Here is an 18172-nt window from a genome sequence, read left to right as displayed (position 1 = left end):
GGGTGCGGGGGATGGTCGAGGGGCAGGGGTGGGGCGGCCAGGGGCATGACAGAGGGAGGTGCGGCGCCCGGGGAGGCGCCGACCTGGTGCTACGGCCGGTGGTAAGGCGGCGGTACGACGCCGAGGGCGCCGTCGGCTCGGTGGTGCCGGTTGCCGCGGGCCTCGTCAGCGGTGCCGCGCGTACCGCTCCTCCACGGCGACGGCCGCCGCCGCGACGGCGCCCAGGACGGGAACCGCCAGCGGTGCGGTGAACCAGCCGGACAGGGCGACGACGGCCAGCCCGGTCACGAGCAGGAAGGACCCGGCGGGGTCGAGGACGGTGCGCCGCCCGGCCTGCGCGAGCAGCGTCCGCCAGCGCGCGCCGGGCGTCCAGACGGCGGCCGCGCGCATCCCGGCGACGGCGAACCCGATCAGCGCGGCGAGTCCGACGGCGCCGACGAGCGGCCCGCCCGGCAGCCCCGCCCGCACGGCCCGGAGGTCCACCCACACCGCGGCGAGCGCCGCCCAGCCGGCGACGCCGGCCGGCCAGCCGCCACCGCGCAGGGCTGCGCCGGTGTCGGCGGCGAACTCCCGCCAGCCTCCGCCCACCTGCCCGGTACGGCGGCGCAGGTGCCGGGCGCCCGCGGCGAACGCGGCCGGGTAGGTGACGATGCCGAGGCAGGCGACCGCGATCCACACGCCGGTCAGCAGGCACTCGGCGAAGACGCCGAACCGGTCGGCGAGGACGGACTCGCGACGTGCCTTCGCACGGGCCTGAGCAGCCATGCCGTGTCCCTCAGCCCTTCAGTCCGGAGGTCGCCATGCCGTCGATGAGGTACCGCTGGAAGGCGAGGAAGAACAGCAGCACCGGCAGCAGCGCGACCAGCGACATGGCGATCAGACCGCCGTAGTTGGCGGCGACGCCGTCGGAGTCGCGGAACATCGTCAGCCCCAGGGAGACGGTGTACTTGCTGGGTTCGTTGAGGTAGATCAGCGGACCCATGAAGTCGTTCCAGGCGTTGATGAACGTGAAGATCGCGCTGGTGATGAGCGCGGGCCGGCACAGCGGCAGCACGATCGACCAGTAGGTCCGCAGATGTCCGCAGCCGTCGATCCGGGCGGCCTCGTCCAGCTCCTTGGGCAGGTTCCGCATGAACTGCACCATCAGGAAGACGAAGAAGGCCTCCGTGGCGAGGAACTTGCCGAGCAGCAGCGGCACATAGGTGTTGATCAGCTCCATCTTCTGGAACATCACGTACTGCGGGATCAGCAGCACGTGGTACGGCAGCAGCAGGGTGCCGATCATCAGGGCGAACAGCACGTTCCGCCCGGCGAACCTGATCTTGGCGAAGGCGTAGGCGGTCAGCGAGCAGGAGATCAGGATGCCGGCCACGGCGCCGAGCGAGTAGATCAGGGAGTTGCGGAAGAAACTCCAGATCGAGATGTCGGCGATGCCGTCGGCCAGGCCCGTGAAGTTGGCCAGGATCGGGTGGGCCGGGAACAGGTCCAGGCTGTTGATGATGTCCTTGCTCGGCTTGAACGAGGCACCGATCACCCAGATCACGGGGTACAGCACGACGGCGAGGACCAGCAGGGACCCGAGGTGCCACAGCAGCGATCTGGCGCGCTTGCGGCCGATGCCGCCGAGCGGCTCCGAGGGGGTGGGGGTGGTGGTGGCACTCATCGGGCGTCCTCCTCGTAGTGCACCCACTTCTTCTGCGACCAGAAGAGGACGGCCGTGACCAGCGCGACGGCGAGCAGCAGCATCCAGGCCATCGCGGAGGCGAAGCCCATCTGGGCGTTCTTGAAGCCCTGCTGGTACAGGTAGCAGGTGTAGACGAGCGTGGCGTCGGCCGGGCCGCAGGAGGCGTTGGAGACGACGTAGGCCGAGCCGAAGATCTGGAAGGAGTGGATGGTCTCCAGCAGGACGTTGAAGAACAGCACCGGGGAGATCATCGGCAGCGTGATGCTCCAGAACCTGCGGAAGGGTCCGGCGCCGTCCATCGCGGCGGCCTCGTACAGCTCCTTCGGCACCTGCTTGAGGCCGGCGAGGAAGATGACCATCGGGGCGCCGAACTGCCACACGGCCAGGGCGACCAGGCAGTAGAGGATCCAGTCGGGGTCACCGACCCAGCCGCCGCTGTGGACGCCGAAGAGGGCCATCGTCCGGTCGACGACGGCGTCGTCGGAGAAGATCGACCGCCAGACGAAGGCGATGGACACGCTCGCGCCGATCAGCGAGGGCGCGTAGAACGCGGCCCGGTAGAAGGCCTGGCCGCGCCGGCTCTGCGCGAGCAGCAGGGCGACGCCGAGGGCGAGCAGCAGCTTCAGCGGGGTGCCGATGACGACGTACTTCGCGGTCACCTCCACCGACTTCTGCCACCGTGGATCGTCGAACATCTTGGTGAAGTTGTCGAAGCCGATCCACTTGGGGCTGTTGAACAGGTTGTAGTCGGTGAAGGCGAAGTACAGCGAGGCCACCATGGGGCCCGCGGTCAGCAGCAGGAAGCCGGCGATCCACGGGGACATGAACAGGTAGCCGGCGAGGTTCTCCCGGCGGCCCCGCCGCTTGCCGGCGGCGGGGGCGGCGGAGCGTGCCTTGCGTGTGGGGAGCGGAGACTCCTTGACGAGGGTCACAGTGGTTCCCATCAGGCTTGGAAAGCGGCCTCGGACTCGTCGAAGAACTGCTTGACCGCGTCGGCGACCTTGTACTTGCCGAGGCTCATGTCACCGGCGATGCGCAGGAAGGCGGCCTCGACGGTGTCGGCGCCGGACGGGTGCGGGGTGATCGTGCCGAGGACGCCCGCCTTGGCGGTGTCCTCCTCGTACTTGGCGATCTCCCGGGCGACCGGGTCGCTCGGCTTGAACGCGGCGTACTGGTCGGTGGTGGCGAGGATGCCGCGGTCGTACCCCATGATCTTGCCGACCTCGGGGTCGTGGACCATGAAGTCGATGAACTGCGCGACCTCCTTGGGGTGCTTCGTGCGCGCGGAGGCGCTCAGCATCAGGGAGGCGAGGTACTGGCCGGTGTTCTTGCCGTCGGTGGTGGGGATCGGCGCGAGGCCGTATTCGCTGTCGCCCTCGGCGGTGTAGCGGACGGTGAAGTTGTCCCAGGTGAATTCCGAGGCGCCGTGCTTGGCGGTGACGGAGGACTTGGGCCGGTCCTGGGCGACGGTCTTCGGGTCGGTGATGATTCCGGCCTTGACGCGGTTGTAGCCGTCCTGCCACCACTCCGTCAGGTCGGCCTTGTCGAAGCCGAGTCCGTCCTTGGTGAAGAACGCCTTGCCGTTCTGGCGGAGGTACAGGTCGTACAGGTACATGATGCTGAAGTAGCCCGTGTCCCCGGGGACCTTCGTCCTGTCGTGGATGGTCTTCAGGGCCTTGAAGTAGTCGTCCCAGGTCCAGCCGGGCGCCGGGGTGACGCCCGCCTTCCGGAAGATCTTCTTGTCGATGACCAGCGCCATGGTGTTGGAGCCGACGGGGACGCCGAGCTGCTTGCCGTCGACCTGACCGACCGACAGAACACCCTCACGGAAGTTCCGGGTGCTCAAATTCCCCGCGTCTATCTGGGACTTGAGGTCCAGGAGGATGCCCCGCTTGTCGTACTTCCGGAGAAAACCGACGGCGTTCTGGAAAACATCCGGCGGATTTCCGCCCGCGGCCTGCGTCTGGAACTTCTCCCAGAATGCGACGTAGTCCTGGAAGTCGGTCTTCACCTTGATCTTCGGGAACTTCTTCTCGAAGAGCCGGATGGACTGGCTGATCCTCTTCTGCCGCTCCTCGGCACCCCACCATGAGTAACGGATCGTCACCGTTCCGTCAGCGGAGGTGCCGCTGTCGCCACCGCATCCCGTCGTCGCGGCCAGTCCCAGCGCGGCCGCGGAGGCCCCGGCCGCCTTGAGGATCGTGCGCCTTTCAATGTTCCCGGATGCCACAGTAGGGCCCCTCCCCGCAGCGTCGTTGCCGCCTCGTGAATCGTTTCAAGTAAGCGCTTGCTGGCACAAGTTACGGAGGGGCCGGGAGTGCGTCAATGATTCGGACAGGATTTTCTTACCGGGCCGCCCGGGCGGGACGGGCCGCCCCCGGCCGGACAACGGCGCAGGTCGGGGCATCGCCGCAGGTGAGGGACGCGCGTTCGGGGGTCCGAACAGCGAGGGCCGCCGGGGACGTTTACGGCCGACGGCCGAAACTCGTCGGAGCGGACGGAGCCGGGGGCGGCCCAGGACGGCAGCAGGGGTGGCCGGGCGTCGCCTTGGCGGCCGGGGCGGGGAGCGGTGGTGGGTGCCGTCCGCGACCACACTCCGTACACGAGCCCCGCACAACGACACCGGCCCGCCTGCTTCTCGCAGACGGGCCGGTGTTTCCCGGTGGGCGATACTGGGTTCGAACCAGTGACCTCTTCGGTGTGAACGAAGCGCTCTCCCACTGAGCTAATCGCCCGGGCGCAGGAAGAACATTACCCCATGTCAGGGGGTGCCTGTGACCACCCCGGCGGTGGCGGCGGGCGCCGCCACCGCCGCGCGTGTCACTGGTCCTTGATCTTCCAGGGCATGACGACCCCGAACTTCCACAGGTAGACACCGGCCAGGGCGGCGATGATCACCAGGCCGATCACCGTCAGGGTGATGTTGCGGCGGCGCACCTTGGGGTCGAGGGCGCGCTGCGCCGCCTCGGTGACCTTGCGCTTGGTCCAGCGGAGCACCAGCTGGGCCCAGACGAACTCGGTCGCCCAGATCGCCATGCCACCGAAGATCACGACCCAGCCGGGTCCGGGCAGCGGCAGCATGATGATGCCGGCCACCACGACCGCCAGGCCCACCACGAAGACGCCGACCTGCCAGCTCAGGTGCAGCGCCCGCCGTGCCTTGATGAACTCCGGCGCCCGGGATCCGAGCCCCTGGTGGTCACTCGCCTCGTCGGCCGCCCGTCCGGACGTCTCGCCGGCCTTTTCCTCGCTCACCTTCGCCCCGTCTGTCGCCACGGCACCCTCGCCCGGCTCGTCACTCCCCGTATTCATACGGAGAAACCCTACCGGAGAGAAACCAGTCACCGGAATGGTCGTACCGCGCGAAGGGGTTCTCGGCCGGAAGAGTTACGTAAAGACAGGCAAAACACTCAGAGGGGTTTACAACGCCACCGTAGGTGGCATGTCGATTTCGCCGACGTGCGAATCCCCGAGCGCACACTGAGCGAAAGGCCCTGGCGCTTATGAACACCACGGTCAGCTGCGAGCTGCACCTGCGCCTCGTTGTGTCGAGCGAGTCCTCCCTGCCTGTCCCCGCAGGCCTGCGGTACGACACGGCCGACCCCTACGCCGTGCACGCCACCTTCCACACCGGAGCCGAGGAGACCGTCGAGTGGGTGTTCGCCCGCGACCTCCTCGCCGAGGGGCTTCACCGTCCCACCGGCACCGGCGACGTCCGTGTCTGGCCCTCGCGCAGCCATGGCCAGGGCGTCGTCTGCATCGCCCTGAGTTCTCCCGAGGGCGAGGCGCTGCTCGAGGCCCCGGCCCGCGCTCTGGAGTCGTTCCTGAAGCGGACGGACGCCGCTGTCCCCCCGGGCACCGAGCACCGCCACTTCGACCTCGACAAGGAGCTCTCCCACATCCTGGCCGAGAGCTAGGCCGAGGCCCTCACCCAGACAGCCCGGCGCCGTCCACTCGGGGAGACGGCTCGGGCCAGAACAACCGCATACGGCATGCGCCGGCGTCGTCGCCGTGGGTCACCACGGGGCGGCGCCGGTCTGCGTGCGTGAGGGAGGCCGCGGGAACCCCGGGGGCGCCGGCGACGTTCTACCGGCACATCCATCGGGATCCGACGGCATCCGCGGAAGGCGCGGCCGGTGCGCAGCGGCCGGAAGCCACTACCATCGGCCAGCATCGGCGGGCGCCCGCCCGACCCTCAGGCCAGGGAGCTAATCGTGCTGATCACCCACGACACCCGGTGTGCGCTGGACGCCGTGGTGGATCTGGTGAACACCGCGCCGGAGGACGACACGGCGCCGGACGGGCTGCCGGACGTCGCGGCTCTCGCGGATTTCGTGCGAAAGCACGACATCAGCGATGTCGGTGTGCTGTCGGAGTTCGATCTGTCGGCCGTGCGCAGGGTCCGCGGCAGGTTCGCGGGGATCTTCGCCGCCCCGGACCCGCGGGCCGCCGCCGGACTGATCAACGAGCTGGTCGCCGCGGCGGGCACCACCCCCCGTCTGACGGACCACGACGGGTACGACTGGCATGTGCACTACTTCGCGCCGGGCGCGTCGGTCGCCGATCATCTCGCGGCGGACTGCGGCATGGCGCTGGCGTTCTTCGTCGTGGCGGGCGAGCAGGAGCGGCTCAGGCGCTGCGAGGCGCCGGACTGCCGGCGGGCCTTCGTCGATCTCTCCCGCAACCGCTCGCGCCGGTACTGCGACAGCCGCACCTGCGGCAACCGCCTGCATGTGGCGGCCTACCGGGCCCGCCGCAAGGAGGCCGCGGGCTGACGCCGGAACGCGGTACCCGGCGGGTGACGCCGGGGACCGCGGATACGGCTCACAGCAGCAGCAGGTCGTGCAGCGCGGCCATGAGCAGCAGGGACCCGATCACCGCAAGGAAGATCATCAGCGGTGGCTGGGATAGGGCGAAGAGACACCCGCGCGGCTCGTCCTGCGGCGGCGCGGTCTCGCTCTGTGTCGTGTCCAGCTCTGGCGTGTCCAGCATCTCGCGGGCGATGATGGCGCAGCCGACCGGCCGGGCGCGATCACCACACACGGAATGAGCGGTCCTTCGCCGGATTCCGCGATGTCCGTTTCAGGTCGTGATCTTCCGCGACCGGGCCGGGTACCGACCGTGACCGCTTCGGAAACGGCGTGATCCCCCTGTGACGTTTCAGCCGCGGGGCGCGGCCGTCATATGCCGTGCTTCTTGAGGATGGCCTCGATGTCGGAGAAGTCCTCCGCGGGCTCCGCGCGGCGAGCCGGTGCGGGGCGGGCGGCCGGGCGGGTGCCGGGGCCGAGAGAGGGCTCGGACGCCGCCGGGGCGACCGCCTCGCGCTGCGCCCGGCGGGCTTCCCTGCGCTCGGCGCGGGTACCGCCGCGGCGGCGCTCCACGGCCCGGGTCGTGGCGAAGAGGGCCCAGGCCGCGCCGAGCACGGCGACGCCGGCCCAGGCCACGGGGCTGAAGGCGGTGTCGGCGGCCCACTCGACGACGCCGGTCATCACCAGGCCGAGCGGCACCAGGGCGTAGGCGGCGATCCGGGCCGCGGTGAGGTACCGCTTGCGGTACGCCGTGACCGCCGCGATGCCCAGGCCGGCCGCGGAGACGGCGGAACAGACGGTCTCGGCAATCATCCGGTCCTCCAGGCGGGCGCGGCGGGCAGGGGCGGTTCGTCCTTCCATCCTGCACCGCCCAGGCCTCGCCGGGCCATGCTCCGGCCGGACATCAGGGACATCTCCGGGTCGCCTCCTCCGCAGGTGCCGGTGGGCGCCGTACCCCAGCCGCCGTGTCAGGGAGGCCGCAGCAGCCGTCCGTGCCGTGGCCGCCGTACCGGGACCGCCTGTCCGGGCCGGCGGATTGGGTGCTGTCCGCGCCTGCTGGAAGACTGGGCCCATGAGCGAGTCCCCTGTGTCCTCCCCCGACGCTTCCGACACCCCCAGCACCCCCGCCGCCCCGGTCGTCCTCGACGTGTGGTGCGAGCTGCAGTGCCCGGACTGCCGTACCGCCCTGGACGACGTCCGCGCGCTGCGGGCCCGCTACGGCGACCGGCTGGAGGTGCGGCTGCGGCACTTCCCGCTGGAGAAGCACAAGCACGCCTTCGCCGCGGCGCAGGCCGCTGAGGAGGCGGCCGAGCAGGGGCAGGGCTGGCCGTACGTCGAGGCGGTGCTCGCCCGGGTGGAGGAGCTGGACCGGCGGGGCGAGCCCTTCCTGGTCGAGGTGGCCGGGGAACTCGGCCTGGACGCGGAGGAGTTCGACACCGCGCTGATCGACGGCCGGCACATCCTGATCGTCGACGCGGACCAGGCCGAGGGCAAGGCGATCGGCGTGACCGGCACGCCGACCTATGTCATCGGCGGCGAGCGGCTCGACGGCGGTCAGAGCCAGGAGGGGCTGCGCGGGCGCATCGAGGAGATCGCGGACCGGCTCCTGACCGGCGGCGAGGGGAACTGACCCGCGCCCCGTAGGCGTGCCGTGCCCGTGTCCCCTACAGCAACTGCTTGAAGAGGGTGTGCCGCACGGTCTCGTAGCCGAGGGACTCGTACAGCCGCTCGGCCGGTGTGTTGCCGGCGAAGACGTTGAGGCGCAGGACGCGCCGGCCGGCGGCGATCGCCTGGGCCTCCGCCAGCAGCATGAGCGTGCGGCCGTGTCCCCGGCCGCGGTGGGCGGCGTCGGCCTCGACGTCGTAGACGTACGCCTCGTCGCCCTGCAGGGCCAGCCACAGGGTGCCCACCACGGTGCCCTCGTGCTCCACCACGCTGAACAGCATGTTCTCCGTGTCCCGCCCCCGCGGCAGCAGCCGCTCGTGGTCCTGGCGGGACCGGGCGAGCGCCTCGTCCTCGGGTACGCCCCACTCGACCCACACACGGGCGTAGTGCTCCGCCTCGTAGGCGAGCCACCGCGTGAACTCGGCCTCGTCCATGGGCCGGCCCACGCTGCCCGCGGGCAGCTCCGGCGGGGTGTCCCCGAGCCGCTTCTGCATGCCGCGGTTGCGGCGGACGTATCCGAGCGCCTCGAAGAGCCGCAGGGCCTCGCCGGCGTCGGCGGGGACCGTCGTCTCGATCCGCCGGCAGCCCCAGCTGCGCGCCACCTCCTCGGCGGCGAGCGCGGCGACCGTGCCGCGGCCGCGCCGGCGGTCCGGCTCGTCGATCCGCAGGTCCTCGATGCGGGCGACGGAGTCACCGAAGAACGGCGAGGTCCCGAGGTGGATGGAGCCGACGGGACGGCTGTTCACGCACACCTGGTAGCGGCGTGAACGGGTCCCGTCGGCGTTCCGCTGTAGCGGCTCGGCCGGCCGCAGGGTCGTGGTCATCACGGGTGTTCTACCCGTCGGGCCACGCCCCGTCATCCGGTTAAGACAGGCTCAGGGGATCCCGTTGACGCGGGCTCACGGGTCCAGGTCGGCGCCGGCCCGCTCGTCGAAGACCCGCATGGCCTTGGCGGTCACCGGACCGGGCGTGCCGGTCAGTTCGCGCGCGTCGACGCGGTGGACGGCCTGCACGTCGCGCAGGGTGGAGGTCAGGAAGATCTCCTCGGCCCGCTCCAGCACGTCGAGCGGCAGGTCGGTCTCCTTGGCGCCGGTCCACTCGATCACCAGCTGCCGGGTGATGCCGGCGAGGCAGCCCGAGGCGAGCGGCGGGGCGTGGATCTCGCCGTCGAGGACGACGAAGACGTTCGACCCCGTGCCCTCGCAGAGCTGCCCGACCGTGTTGGCGAACAGCGCCTCGGTGGCGCCGTGTTCGTGGGCGCGGGCGAGGGCGACGACGTTCTCGGCGTACGAGGTCGTCTTCAGCCCGGTGAGGGCGCCGCGCTCGTTGCGGGTCCAGGGGACGGTGACGACGGCCGTGGAGTCGGGCCGCCGCGCGGTCTCCCCGAGGGCGACCACGAGGGTGGGGCCGTGCTCGCCGCGGTCGGAGCCGAGCGGGCCGTGGCCGCCGGTGTACGTGATCCGCAGCCGGCCGAGCGGCATCGGGTTGGCCTCCAGGACCGCCGCGCAGGCCCGCCGGACCTCGTCGAGGTCGGGGTCGGGCAGGCCGAGGCCGCGCGCGGAGCGGGTCAGCCGGTCGAGATGGCGGGTGAGCGCGAACGGCCTGCCGTCCACCGCCTTCACCGTCTCGAAGATGCCGTCGCCCACGGTCAGCCCGTGGTCGAAGACGGAGACGCGGGCGGACTCGATGTCCTGCAGTCCGCCGTCGAGCCAGATCTTCACGTCGTCAGTCCCTCTCCACTCACCTCGTACGCCCCCGACGCTACCGCGAGCAGCCGCGCGGCCTTCAGCTCGGTCTCCCGCCACTCCCCCTCCGGGTCGGACCCCCAGGTGATGCCGGCGCCGGTGCCGAAGCGCAGCACACCCTCCTCGCGGTCGATCCAGAAGGTACGGATGCCGACGGCCAGCTCGCCGGTGCCGCGGTCGGCGTCGACCCACCCGATGCCACCGCAGTACGGGCCCCTCGGCGCCGTCTCCAGCGCGTCGATGATCCGCAGCGCGCTGGACTTCGGCGCCCCGGTGACGGACCCGGGCGGGAAGGCGGCGTCGAGCAGCTCGGCCCACCCGGCCCCGTCGCGCAGCTCGCCGCGCACGGTCGACACCAGGTGCACCAGCCCCGGATGCTTCTCGACCGCACACAGGTCGGGCACGGTGACGCTGCCGGTGGCGCAGACGCGACCGATGTCGTTGCGGACCAGGTCCACGATCATCACGTTCTCGGCGTAGTCCTTCTCCAGCAGGTCCGCCTCGGTCCGCCCGGTGCCCTTGATCGGCCCCGACTCCACCATCCGCCCGTCCCGCCGCAGGAACAGCTCGGGTGACGCGGTGGCGATCTCCACACCGTGCCGGGGCAGCCGGATCGTTCCCGCGTAAGGCGCCGGGTTGCCGCGGGCGAGCAGCGCGGTCAGCTCGTCCACGTCGGCGTCCGGCGCGACGGGCGCGGACAGCACACGGCAGAGGTTGGCCTGGTAGACCTCGCCGGCCGCTATGTGGTCCCGGACGCGGCGCACGCCCGCGGTGTAGGCGGCGCGGTCCAGGGAGGACGTCCAGTCTTCGGCGGCCGGCCCGCGCCACCGCCCCGGTACCGGCGCGGGCACCGGCTCCTCCCGTACGTCCCGGAAGCGGGCGCAGGTGAGACGGCCCTCGAAGTCCGCGGCGACGGCCCAGAAGCCGGTGGAGTCCAGCGCCGAGGGATCACTGGTGACATCGATGAGACCGGTGGCGACACGGTCGCCGAAGCGGGCGAGAGGCGGGAGGTCGAGCACGCTGTCGAGTCTAGGGCGGGTGTCCGCGGGGTGGCCCCGGAGCGTCCCGGCGGGGGCCTGAGCAGGTCCTTCCGCAGACGCACCGCAGCACGCTGCGCAAACGCGTTTTTGTGCTGGCCCAGGAATCCGCTAGAGTTCAACACGTCGCCGGGACGCGGAAGCGGACCGAAACGACAGGCGGACGTAGCTCAGTTGGTAGAGCGCAACCTTGCCAAGGTTGAGGTCGCGAGTTCGAGCCTCGTCGTCCGCTCGAAGGAAGAGGGGGATCCCGATCCCCTACACTCCTGGTGGAGTGGCCGAGAGGCGAGGCAACGGCCTGCAAAGCCGTCTACACGGGTTCAAATCCCGTCTCCACCTCCAAGGACGATTAGCTCAGCGGGAGAGCGCTTCCCTGACACGGAAGAGGTCACTGGTTCAATCCCAGTATCGTCCACTGGGTCTTCTCGAAGGCCTTATGATCTTCTCGAAGATCACCCCGCGCGATTAGCTCAGCGGGAGAGCGCTTCCCTGACACGGAAGAGGTCACTGGTTCAATCCCAGTATCGCGCACGCTCTGTGACTCTCGGGTCACAGTCTCGCGGACGATTAGCTCAGCGGGAGAGCGCTTCCCTGACACGGAAGAGGTCACTGGTTCAATCCCAGTATCGTCCACGCGCCGAAGCCCCCGGTTCTCGAACCGGGGGCTTCTCGCTGTGCTCAGCTGGAGAAGAGCATGTGTCCGAAGCTCTTGTGACGGTGGTGACCGTAGTGACCGCCGTGGCCACCGTGACCGCCGTGCTGCGGGGCGCCCCAGGCCGGGGCGGGCGGGGCCGGCGGGTACGCCTGCGGGGCGGCGGGCGGGGGCGGGGCCGGCTGGGACCACTGGGACTCCAGGCGGGTCAGCGCCTCCAGCTCGCCGTAGTCCAGGAAGATCCCTCGGCAGTTGCTGCACTGCTCGATCTGGACGCCGTTGCGGTTGTAGGTGTGCATCGGCGCGTGGCACTTCGGACACTGCATGGTTCGGGTCAACTCCTCGCCCGTCGGTCCTGCTTCGCGTTTCGCCTGGACAGACTCCGTCCGGCGGCGGTCGGTTGCACCCTACGTCGGTGAGTCGGGCGGCAACTGGGCAGGGACGGAAACCGGGACCGGGGAGACCATGCGCGCACACGCGTCCACGAGGGCCTGCTCCACCTCGTCCAGCGCCCGCCGCCCGTCCCGCTCGGCCCGGACGATCGCCTGGGCCGCGCCCTGCACGGTGAGGGCGCGGGCGGGGACGTCCAGGGCGGGCCAGGGGTCGCCGTCCGCGGGCACGGCGGGTCCGCCGGCCTCCCGGTAGGCGGCCAGGAAGCGGCTCCACTCCTCGGGCGGCAGCAGGCCGCAGGCGTACCAGGCCGCCGGGCGGGCCAGGTCCCAGGCCGGGACGCCGAGCCCGAGATCGTCGACGTCGATGAGCCGCCACGGCCCGTCGGGGGCGGGGTGGCGGACCAGCTGGCCCAGGTGAAGGTCGCCGTGACAGAGGGCGGCGGGGCCGGGCATGGGCGCCTCGGCGCGGGCCCAGGCGGGGAGGGCGGACCAGGCGCGCAGCACGATGCCGGTGGGCCCGGGGTCCTCACCCCGCCCTGCGATCCGGGCGACGGCCCGGGCGGCCTTGGCGGGGCCGCGCATGGGAGGCAGGGCGGTGGGCGGCTCGGCCCGGTGGAGGCGGGCGAGCAGCGTGCCGGCGGCCTCCCAGGGGGCGGCGTCCGGGTCGTCGGGGTCGACCGGTGCGCCGTAGGGCCAGCAGCTCACCAGGCGGCCGTGCAGGTCGGCGGCGGCCGGGGTGAGCGGGGGCAGGAGGACGCCGGGGAGGTGGGCGGCCGTGGCGAGGCGGGCGGTGAGCTGGTCCGGGTCGGTGCCGGGGGCGTGGGCCTTCACGACGGTGCCGGCGTGCCGGACGACGGTGGCATCGGGGCGATCGGCGAGGGTGGCCGCGCCGCAGGCGGAGCAGGGGGTGCCCTCGGGGTGCGCGCGGGCCCTCGCGGTGGCGGTGAGGGCGGGGAGGAGGTGTGGGGGCATGGGTCCTCTGGGCGGCGGTGACGTTGTGCCGAGGGTACGGGGGCGGGGTGGGGGTCGGCTGACAAGTCCTGCACTTGCCGACGCGGGCCGGGTCGCGGAGCCCCAGCTGCCCCTGGCCGGCCGGGGGACGTGAGCCTTGCCGATGCGGCACCCGGCGCTGGTGCGGGCCGGGGGTGGGCGGCGCAGCCCGGCGCCAACGGGGTGCCGCTGCGCCCACCCGTGCCGCCCCAGCGGCACGACTGCCCGCAGCTAAGTCGGCGGGGCGGCTGCCCGCAGCTACGCCGGAGGGGCGTTCCAGGGGGGCGGCTGCCCGCTGCTAGGTCGGGGGGCGGCCCGCTGCTGCCGGGTGGGCCCCGGGCTGGCGGTGGGGCTGCCCCCAGCTACGTGGGATGGCATCGCGGGCTGCAGTCGCCCGCGGCGAGAAGGGGACGTGTCGGGGGGTGTCCGCCCGCAGCGGGCGGCGGAAAGTGGCGGTAAGGATTTGACCGACGCAGCGGCGCACCGAGGACGGACACCCCCCGGCGCGGCCCCGACCCCACCACCAGCAGAGCGCGCTACACCAGCCACCCACACACCCGCACGGGCCGCCGCAGGCATTCAGGGGCGCGGGGAACTGCGCGACCGGCCACCCACCGGCCCGCACACAAAGGAAAGCCAGCGAGGCACCCCCGCCCGCAGGCAAAGCAATGCCGGCGCAGCTCCCCAGCTGCGCCGGCATTCTGCCGTCCGCCGCACCCCCGTCCCCACGGGGTTTCATGGGTGGATGTCCCCGCCCGGACCGCTCTTCCGGGCCTGGGGTCGCCGCTCAGCGCCCCAGCATCACGCCCACGGACGACGCCTGTGTGACCACTGCCTCCCAGCCGCCGAAGGCGTACACGAGCAGGGCCGCCAGGGGAAGGACCATCGCGGTCGCCACCAGCGGGTGGCGACGGCCCGTACGGCGGGCACGGGACGGGGTCCGTCCCTGCGTGCGGAACGCGGTCCGCGGTGCCGTGTGGGCCATGGTCCCTCTCCTGACCGTGTCGGTTGTCGTTGGCAGCGGCGGGCGTCTGACCTCGGGGGACGAGTGCTGCACCCGCCGCTTGACCTCAAATCTAGGTCCGCCGCGCGCGCCGCACGTCATGCCCTCGTACCGATTGCCGGGCCTCCCCGAGGATGAGCCGTCACCTGCGGACTACTCCCCTGGGTGGAGACGACGGCCTAGGTCTCGGGGTCTTCCCTGAGGGGTCGCCCGCTCCCGCCCGGTTTTTCCGAACCGTCCTCCCGCGGCACCGGCTGCTCGACCAGCGCCAGCACCCGGTTCGCCATGAAGCGCGCGGTCCGGACGACCGTCCCGCTCCGCGTGACTTCGCTCACTTCGACCACCCCCCGCCGCACCGCCGTCTCCACCCGGCGGCCCGCCCTGCTCGCGACCACCTCGTACGTCCTCGTCGTGTCCCCGGCGTCCACGACTATCTCCACGCGGTCACCCTTCACGGGCCCAATCCCCCTTCCGCAACGGGTGGTTGAGCAGCAGCGACGCCCAAAAGGCCCTGGTTTCCCCGCCCTCTGACCACCTTTCAAGTGTCCCACCCACCACTGACAATCCACCGGGACGAGAGGGCGCGGCCTCTGCGCGCGAGCGGCCGGGGAAACGTAAGCTGTGGCACGTCACACGGACCGGGCAGCGGGGATGAACATGGCGATGATGCGCCTGAGGCGCGAGGACCCGCGCGTCGTCGGCTCGTTCAGGCTTCACCGACGGCTCGGCGCGGGCGGTATGGGTGTGGTCTACCTGGGCTCCGACAAGAAGGGCCAGCGGGTCGCCCTGAAGGTGATCCGGCCCGACCTCGCGGAGGACCAGGAGTTCCGGTCGCGGTTCGCGCGAGAGGTCTCCGCCGCCCGGCGCATCCGCGGCGGCTGCACGGCCCGCCTCGTCGCCGCGGACCTGGAGGCGGAGCGTCCCTGGTTCGCCACACAGTACGTGCCCGGCCCGTCCCTGCACGACAAGGTCGCCGCGGAGGGCCCGCTGGGCGCCGCGGACGTGGCCGCCATCGGCGCGGCGCTGTCGGAGGGGCTCGTCGCCGTCCACGAGGCCGGGGTCGTGCACCGCGACCTGAAGCCGTCGAACATCCTGCTGTCCCCGAAGGGGCCCCGGATCATCGACTTCGGCATCGCCTGGGCGACCGGCGCCTCCACGCTCACGCACGTGGGCACGGCCGTGGGCTCCCCCGGCTTCCTCGCCCCGGAGCAGGTGCGCGGCGCCGCGGTCACCCCGGCGACCGACGTGTTCTCGCTCGGGGCCACGCTCGCCTACGCCGCCATGGCCGACTCACCGTTCGGGCACGGCAGCTCCGAGGTGATGCTCTACCGCGTCGTCCACGAGGAACCCCAGCTGCACGGCGTACCGGACGCGCTGGCTCCGCTGATCCGGACGTGTCTGGCGAAGGACCCCGAGGAGCGGCCCAGCACGCTGGAGCTGTCGCTGCGGCTGAAGGAGATCGCCACCCGCGAGGCGCAGGGGCCGACCGACGTGCGCCCGCCCGCGCCGCGCGCCGGCGAGGCGGACCGGCCCACGGGGCGGCTCGCCGAGACCAGCTATCCGGAGCGCACCCGCCGCCCGCAGGGCCAGCCGGGCGGCCCGGGCGGCCCCGGCGGTCCGGGCACTCCGCCGCGCGGCTCCACCGGTTCGCGGCCCGGAGCCGCGGCCCGGGGCGGGGTTCCGTCGCGGGGCGGCACGGGCGCGCGCGGGGGCGGCGGTGCCGTGCGCAGCGGCGGCCCGTCCTCGCGGCCGGGGTCCCGGCCCACGCCCGCCGGCCGCTCCGGCGGTCCGCGTTCGGGCAGCCGGCCGGCGCCGCGCAGTGGTTCCGGGCGGCCCACGCAGCGGCACACGGGGACGGGCCTCAGGCCCGCCAACCCGCGGCTGCTGCGCCAGCGGCTGTTCGTGTTCGTCGTGGTGACACTGCTGGTCGCCCTCGGCATCGGCGTGGTGCAGGGCTGCGAGGGCCCCGCGCGTGGCCTCGGCGGCGGCGACGGCGTCGTACACACGCAGCAGCACCAGACGGGGCCGGACCGCACCGGGGCCGGGCGGGGCGACTGACCCACGTGCCGCCGGAGAGGGCGGCTGTGCGCGGCCGCTGCTACCGGGGCCGCCCCGTCGCCACCGCGTAGAACGCCACCGCGGCCGCCGCGCCCACGTTGAGGGAGTCGACGCCGTGGGACATGGGGATGCGGACCAGCGCGTCGGCCGCGGCCATGGCCCGGCGGGACAGGCCGTCGCCCTCGGCGCCCAGCATGAGCGCGACCCGGTCCATGGTGTGCGGGGCGACCTCGTCGAGGGCCCGGGCCTGCTCGTCGGGGGTGAGCGCGAGCAGGGTGAAGCCGGCCTCGCGGACCGCCTCCAGTCCCTGCGGCCAGGTGTCGAGGCGGGCGTACGGCACGGAGAAGACCGCGCCCATCGACACCTTCACGCTGCGCCGGTAGAGCGGGTCGGCGCAGTCCGGGGAGAGCAGCACCGCGTCCATGCCGAGCGCGGCGGCCGAGCGGAAGATCGCGCCGATGTTGGTGTGGTCGTTGACCGCCTCCATGACCGCGACGCGGCGGGCGCCGGCCAGCATCTCGCCGGCTGCCGGGAGGGGCTTGCGCTGCATCGAGGCGAGGGCGCCGCGGTGCACGTGGTAGCCGGTGACCTGCTCGGCGAGGTCGGGGGTGACGACGTACACGGGCGCCGTCAGCTCGTCGATGACGTCGCGCATGACGTCGACCCACTTGGCCGACAGCAGCATCGAGCGCATCTCGTAGCCCGCGTCGGTGGCCCGCCGGATGACCTTCTCGCCCTCGGCGATGAACAGGCCCTCGGCGGGTTCGCGGCGGCGGCGCAGTTCGACGTCGGTGAGGCCGGTGTAGTCGTACAGGCGCGGGTCGGCCGGGTCCTCGACGGTGATCAGTTCGGCCATGGCGTCACTGCCCGGTGCCGGGGCGGGGGCCGACCGTGACGACCTCGCCGATGACGATGACCGCGGGCGGCTTGACCTCCTCGGCGCGGACCGTCTCGGCGACCGTCGCGAGGGTCGCGTCGACGCGGCGCTGGGCGGCCGTGGTGCCCTCCTGGACGAGCGCGACCGGGGTGTCGGGGGACTTGCCGTGCGCGACGAGCGTCTCGGCGATCTTCCCGATCTTGTCGACGCCCATGAGGATCACGAGGGTGCCGGTGAGCTTGGCGAGCGACGGCCAGTCGACCAGCGACCGCTCGTCGTCGGGGGCCACATGGCCGCTGACCACGGTGAACTCGTGGGCCACGCCCCGGTGGGTGACCGGGATGCCGGCCGCGCCGGGGACGGAGATGGAGCTGGAGATGCCGGGCACGACGGTGCAGGGGATGCCCGCCTCGGCGAGCGCCTGCAGCTCCTCCATGCCGCGGCCGAAGACGTAGGGGTCGCCGCCCTTGAGGCGTACGACGGACTTGCCCTGCTTGGCGTGCTCGATGAGCGCGTTGTTGATGGCCTCCTGGGCCATGAAACGGCCGTAGGGGATCTTCGCCGCGTCGATCACCTCGACGTGCGGGGGCAGCTCGGCGAGGAGGTCGCGCGGGCCGAGCCGGTCGGCGATGACGACGTCCGCCTCGGCGAGCAGGCGCCGGCCGCGGACGGTGATCAGGTCGGGGTCGCCGGGGCCGCCGCCGACGAGGGCGACGCCGGGGGTGCGGGTGCGGTGGTGCGGGGCGACGAGGGTGCCGTCGCGCAGGCCCTCGACGACGGCGTCGCGGATGGCGGCGGTGTGGCGGGGGTCGCGGCCGCGCGCGTCGGTGGTGAGTACGGCGACGGTGACGCCCTCGCTGTGGCCGGTGGCCGGGGTCCAGGCGGTGGCGGCGTCGGCGTCGTCGGAGCGGACGCACCAGACGCGGTGGCGTTCGGCCTCGGCGGAGGCGGCGTGGTTGGCGGCCGCGTCGCTGGTGGCGATCAGGGCGTACCAGGCGTCGGCGAGGTCGCCGTCCTGGTAGGGGCGGCGGTGCCAGGTGATCTCGCCGGTGTCGGCCATGGCCTCGACCGACGGGGTCGCCTCGGGCGAGACGAGGTGGACGTCCGCGCCGGCCGCGATCAGGGCGGGCAGGCGGCGCTGGGCGACCTGGCCGCCGCCGAGGACGACCACGCGACGGCCGGTGAGGCGGAGTCCTACGGGGTAGGCGGGGTGTTCGGCCATGAGGGACGGCTCCTCGTGCAGCGGTGCGGTGGGGCGCGC

General features: G+C 72.5%; 20 protein-coding genes and 6 tRNA genes. 9 read left to right on the top strand and 17 right to left on the bottom strand.

The features are described 5' to 3' along the window. Positions 1-165: 165 nt before the first annotated feature. The 6 genes from IE308_RS30660 to IE308_RS30635 all read right to left on the bottom strand — a co-directional run bounded on the left by IE308_RS30660 (position 166) and on the right by IE308_RS30635 (position 4996). Positions 166-765 carry a hypothetical protein gene (locus IE308_RS30660; RefSeq protein WP_190220396.1) on the bottom strand — a complete coding sequence of 200 codons (600 nt, stop codon included), beginning with the start codon at positions 763-765 and terminating at the stop codon, positions 166-168. Positions 766-775: 10 nt separating this feature from the next. Continuing rightward, positions 776-1663, bottom strand: coding sequence for a carbohydrate ABC transporter permease (locus IE308_RS30655; RefSeq protein WP_190220395.1), 888 nt, complete (start codon positions 1661-1663; stop codon positions 776-778). Then, positions 1660-2628, bottom strand: a complete 969-nt coding sequence (locus tag IE308_RS30650) for a carbohydrate ABC transporter permease (protein WP_229909264.1) — start codon at positions 2626-2628, stop codon at positions 1660-1662. Before IE308_RS30650 ends, IE308_RS30655 begins: the two co-directional genes overlap by 4 nt. After that, positions 2628-3914, bottom strand: a complete 1287-nt coding sequence (locus IE308_RS30645; protein WP_190220394.1) for an ABC transporter substrate-binding protein — start codon at positions 3912-3914, stop codon at positions 2628-2630. Before IE308_RS30645 ends, IE308_RS30650 begins: the two co-directional genes overlap by 1 nt. 433 nt (positions 3915-4347) lie before the next feature. Beyond that, positions 4348-4419: transfer RNA gene (locus IE308_RS30640), tRNA-Val, on the bottom strand. Between the two features lie 85 nt (positions 4420-4504). Further along, on the bottom strand, positions 4505-4996 hold the full coding sequence (locus IE308_RS30635) for a TIGR02611 family protein (RefSeq protein WP_110626949.1): 492 nt from the start codon (positions 4994-4996) through the stop codon (positions 4505-4507). Between the two features lie 191 nt (positions 4997-5187). On the opposite strand from IE308_RS30635, the gene IE308_RS30630 reads away from it, so the two are divergent. Together IE308_RS30630 and IE308_RS30625 are read left to right on the top strand one after the other, a co-directional pair. Further along, the gene (locus IE308_RS30630) at positions 5188-5601 is read left to right on the top strand and encodes an SsgA family sporulation/cell division regulator (RefSeq protein ID WP_030011909.1); all 414 of its coding nucleotides are present in this window, start codon (positions 5188-5190) and stop codon (positions 5599-5601) included. 297 nt (positions 5602-5898) lie between these two features. Beyond that, positions 5899-6459: a CGNR zinc finger domain-containing protein gene (locus IE308_RS30625; protein ID WP_110626950.1), complete on the top strand. Its 561-nt coding sequence runs from the start codon at positions 5899-5901 to the stop codon at positions 6457-6459. Positions 6460-6508: 49 nt separating this feature from the next. Here IE308_RS30625 and IE308_RS30620 read toward each other — a convergent pair whose 3' ends face one another. Continuing rightward, positions 6509-6727 (bottom strand): hypothetical protein, encoded by a 219-nt coding sequence (locus IE308_RS30620; RefSeq protein ID WP_110626951.1) that lies wholly within the window; start codon positions 6725-6727, stop codon positions 6509-6511. 137 nt (positions 6728-6864) lie between these two features. Next, complete coding sequence (locus IE308_RS30615; RefSeq protein ID WP_110636171.1) at positions 6865-7305, bottom strand: hypothetical protein; 441 nt, start codon at positions 7303-7305, stop codon at positions 6865-6867. Positions 7306-7564: 259 nt separating this feature from the next. Here IE308_RS30615 and IE308_RS30610 point away from each other — a divergent pair, with 259 nt between their 5' ends. Continuing rightward, entirely contained in the window at positions 7565-8122 is a 558-nt protein-coding gene (locus IE308_RS30610) for a DsbA family protein (protein WP_190220393.1), read from the top strand. A 34-nt stretch (positions 8123-8156) separates the two neighbouring features. Here the strand turns inward: IE308_RS30610 and IE308_RS30605 are convergent, their stop codons facing one another. The 3 genes from IE308_RS30605 to IE308_RS30595 form a co-directional block, all read right to left on the bottom strand. Next, on the bottom strand, positions 8157-8981 hold the full coding sequence (locus IE308_RS30605) for a GNAT family N-acetyltransferase (protein WP_190220392.1): 825 nt from the start codon (positions 8979-8981) through the stop codon (positions 8157-8159). A gap of 75 nt (positions 8982-9056) precedes the next feature. Next, positions 9057-9878, bottom strand: a complete 822-nt coding sequence (locus tag IE308_RS30600) for an aminotransferase class IV (RefSeq protein WP_190220391.1) — start codon at positions 9876-9878, stop codon at positions 9057-9059. Then, the gene (locus IE308_RS30595) at positions 9875-10921 is read right to left on the bottom strand and encodes a chorismate-binding protein (RefSeq protein ID WP_190220390.1); all 1047 of its coding nucleotides are present in this window, start codon (positions 10919-10921) and stop codon (positions 9875-9877) included. Before IE308_RS30595 ends, IE308_RS30600 begins: the two co-directional genes overlap by 4 nt. 177 nt (positions 10922-11098) lie before the next feature. Here IE308_RS30595 and IE308_RS30590 point away from each other — a divergent pair. The 5 genes from IE308_RS30590 (at position 11099) to IE308_RS30570 (ending at position 11572) form a co-directional block, all read left to right on the top strand. Further along, positions 11099-11171, top strand: a tRNA-Gly gene (locus IE308_RS30590). A gap of 36 nt (positions 11172-11207) precedes the next feature. Beyond that, positions 11208-11281: transfer RNA gene (locus IE308_RS30585), tRNA-Cys, on the top strand. A gap of 1 nt (position 11282) precedes the next feature. Further along, positions 11283-11354: transfer RNA gene (locus IE308_RS30580), tRNA-Val, on the top strand. Positions 11355-11398: 44 nt separating this feature from the next. Continuing rightward, positions 11399-11470: transfer RNA gene (locus IE308_RS30575), tRNA-Val, on the top strand. 30 nt (positions 11471-11500) lie between these two features. Further along, positions 11501-11572, top strand: a tRNA-Val gene (locus IE308_RS30570). A 45-nt stretch (positions 11573-11617) separates the two neighbouring features. Here the strand turns inward: IE308_RS30570 and IE308_RS30565 are convergent. From IE308_RS30565 to IE308_RS30550, 4 genes are all read right to left on the bottom strand, one after another. After that, on the bottom strand, positions 11618-11917 hold the full coding sequence (locus IE308_RS30565; protein WP_110626956.1) for a TFIIB-type zinc ribbon-containing protein: 300 nt from the start codon (positions 11915-11917) through the stop codon (positions 11618-11620). An 81-nt stretch (positions 11918-11998) separates the two neighbouring features. Further along, the gene (locus IE308_RS30560) at positions 11999-12955 is read right to left on the bottom strand and encodes a phosphotransferase enzyme family protein (protein WP_190220389.1); all 957 of its coding nucleotides are present in this window, start codon (positions 12953-12955) and stop codon (positions 11999-12001) included. 805 nt (positions 12956-13760) lie between these two features. After that, positions 13761-13958: a hypothetical protein gene (locus IE308_RS30555; RefSeq protein WP_110626959.1), complete on the bottom strand. Its 198-nt coding sequence runs from the start codon at positions 13956-13958 to the stop codon at positions 13761-13763. A gap of 197 nt (positions 13959-14155) precedes the next feature. Beyond that, positions 14156-14431, bottom strand: a complete 276-nt coding sequence (locus tag IE308_RS30550; RefSeq protein WP_110626960.1) for a DUF8836 family protein — start codon at positions 14429-14431, stop codon at positions 14156-14158. 196 nt (positions 14432-14627) lie between these two features. On the opposite strand from IE308_RS30550, the gene IE308_RS30545 reads away from it, so the two are divergent. Then, positions 14628-16034, top strand: a complete 1407-nt coding sequence (locus IE308_RS30545) for a serine/threonine-protein kinase (RefSeq protein ID WP_190220501.1) — start codon at positions 14628-14630, stop codon at positions 16032-16034. Between the two features lie 40 nt (positions 16035-16074). On the opposite strand, the gene IE308_RS30540 is transcribed toward IE308_RS30545, so the two are convergent. Beyond that, complete coding sequence (locus IE308_RS30540; protein ID WP_190220388.1) at positions 16075-16890, bottom strand: TrmH family RNA methyltransferase; 816 nt, start codon at positions 16888-16890, stop codon at positions 16075-16077. 4 nt (positions 16891-16894) lie between these two features. Then, positions 16895-18133 carry a uroporphyrinogen-III C-methyltransferase gene (cobA, locus tag IE308_RS30535; protein WP_190220387.1) on the bottom strand — a complete coding sequence of 413 codons (1239 nt, stop codon included), beginning with the start codon at positions 18131-18133 and terminating at the stop codon, positions 16895-16897. Positions 18134-18172 lie beyond the last annotated feature (39 nt).

It is taken from the genome of Streptomyces griseosporeus (genome assembly GCF_014656055.1).
Lineage (GTDB): Bacteria > Actinomycetota > Actinomycetes > Streptomycetales > Streptomycetaceae > Streptomyces > Streptomyces griseosporeus.
The sequence above is the reverse complement of the archived record's forward strand: the minus strand, read 5'-3'. Positions and strand labels throughout refer to the sequence as shown.

What these genes read in the sequence shown, in the direction of transcription:
- IE308_RS30545 (WP_190220501.1), top strand. Translation starts at nt 14,628, where the DNA reads ATGAACATGGCGATGATGCGCCTGAGGCGCGAGGACCCGCGCGTCGTC.
- cobA (WP_190220387.1), bottom strand. Translation starts at nt 18,133, where the DNA reads ATGGCCGAACACCCCGCCTACCCCGTAGGACTCCGCCTCACCGGCCGT.
- IE308_RS30605 (WP_190220392.1), bottom strand. Translation starts at nt 8,981, where the DNA reads ATGACCACGACCCTGCGGCCGGCCGAGCCGCTACAGCGGAACGCCGAC.
- IE308_RS30635 (WP_110626949.1), bottom strand. Translation starts at nt 4,996, where the DNA reads ATGAATACGGGGAGTGACGAGCCGGGCGAGGGTGCCGTGGCGACAGAC.
- IE308_RS30555 (WP_110626959.1), bottom strand. Translation starts at nt 13,958, where the DNA reads ATGGCCCACACGGCACCGCGGACCGCGTTCCGCACGCAGGGACGGACC.
- IE308_RS30565 (WP_110626956.1), bottom strand. Translation starts at nt 11,917, where the DNA reads ATGCAGTGTCCGAAGTGCCACGCGCCGATGCACACCTACAACCGCAAC.
- IE308_RS30610 (WP_190220393.1), top strand. Translation starts at nt 7,565, where the DNA reads ATGAGCGAGTCCCCTGTGTCCTCCCCCGACGCTTCCGACACCCCCAGC.
- IE308_RS30560 (WP_190220389.1), bottom strand. Translation starts at nt 12,955, where the DNA reads ATGCCCCCACACCTCCTCCCCGCCCTCACCGCCACCGCGAGGGCCCGC.
- IE308_RS30630 (WP_030011909.1), top strand. Translation starts at nt 5,188, where the DNA reads ATGAACACCACGGTCAGCTGCGAGCTGCACCTGCGCCTCGTTGTGTCG.
- IE308_RS30650 (WP_229909264.1), bottom strand. Translation starts at nt 2,628, where the DNA reads ATGGGAACCACTGTGACCCTCGTCAAGGAGTCTCCGCTCCCCACACGC.
- IE308_RS30615 (WP_110636171.1), bottom strand. Translation starts at nt 7,305, where the DNA reads ATGATTGCCGAGACCGTCTGTTCCGCCGTCTCCGCGGCCGGCCTGGGC.
- IE308_RS30655 (WP_190220395.1), bottom strand. Translation starts at nt 1,663, where the DNA reads ATGAGTGCCACCACCACCCCCACCCCCTCGGAGCCGCTCGGCGGCATC.
- IE308_RS30660 (WP_190220396.1), bottom strand. Translation starts at nt 765, where the DNA reads ATGGCTGCTCAGGCCCGTGCGAAGGCACGTCGCGAGTCCGTCCTCGCC.
- IE308_RS30540 (WP_190220388.1), bottom strand. Translation starts at nt 16,890, where the DNA reads ATGGCCGAACTGATCACCGTCGAGGACCCGGCCGACCCGCGCCTGTAC.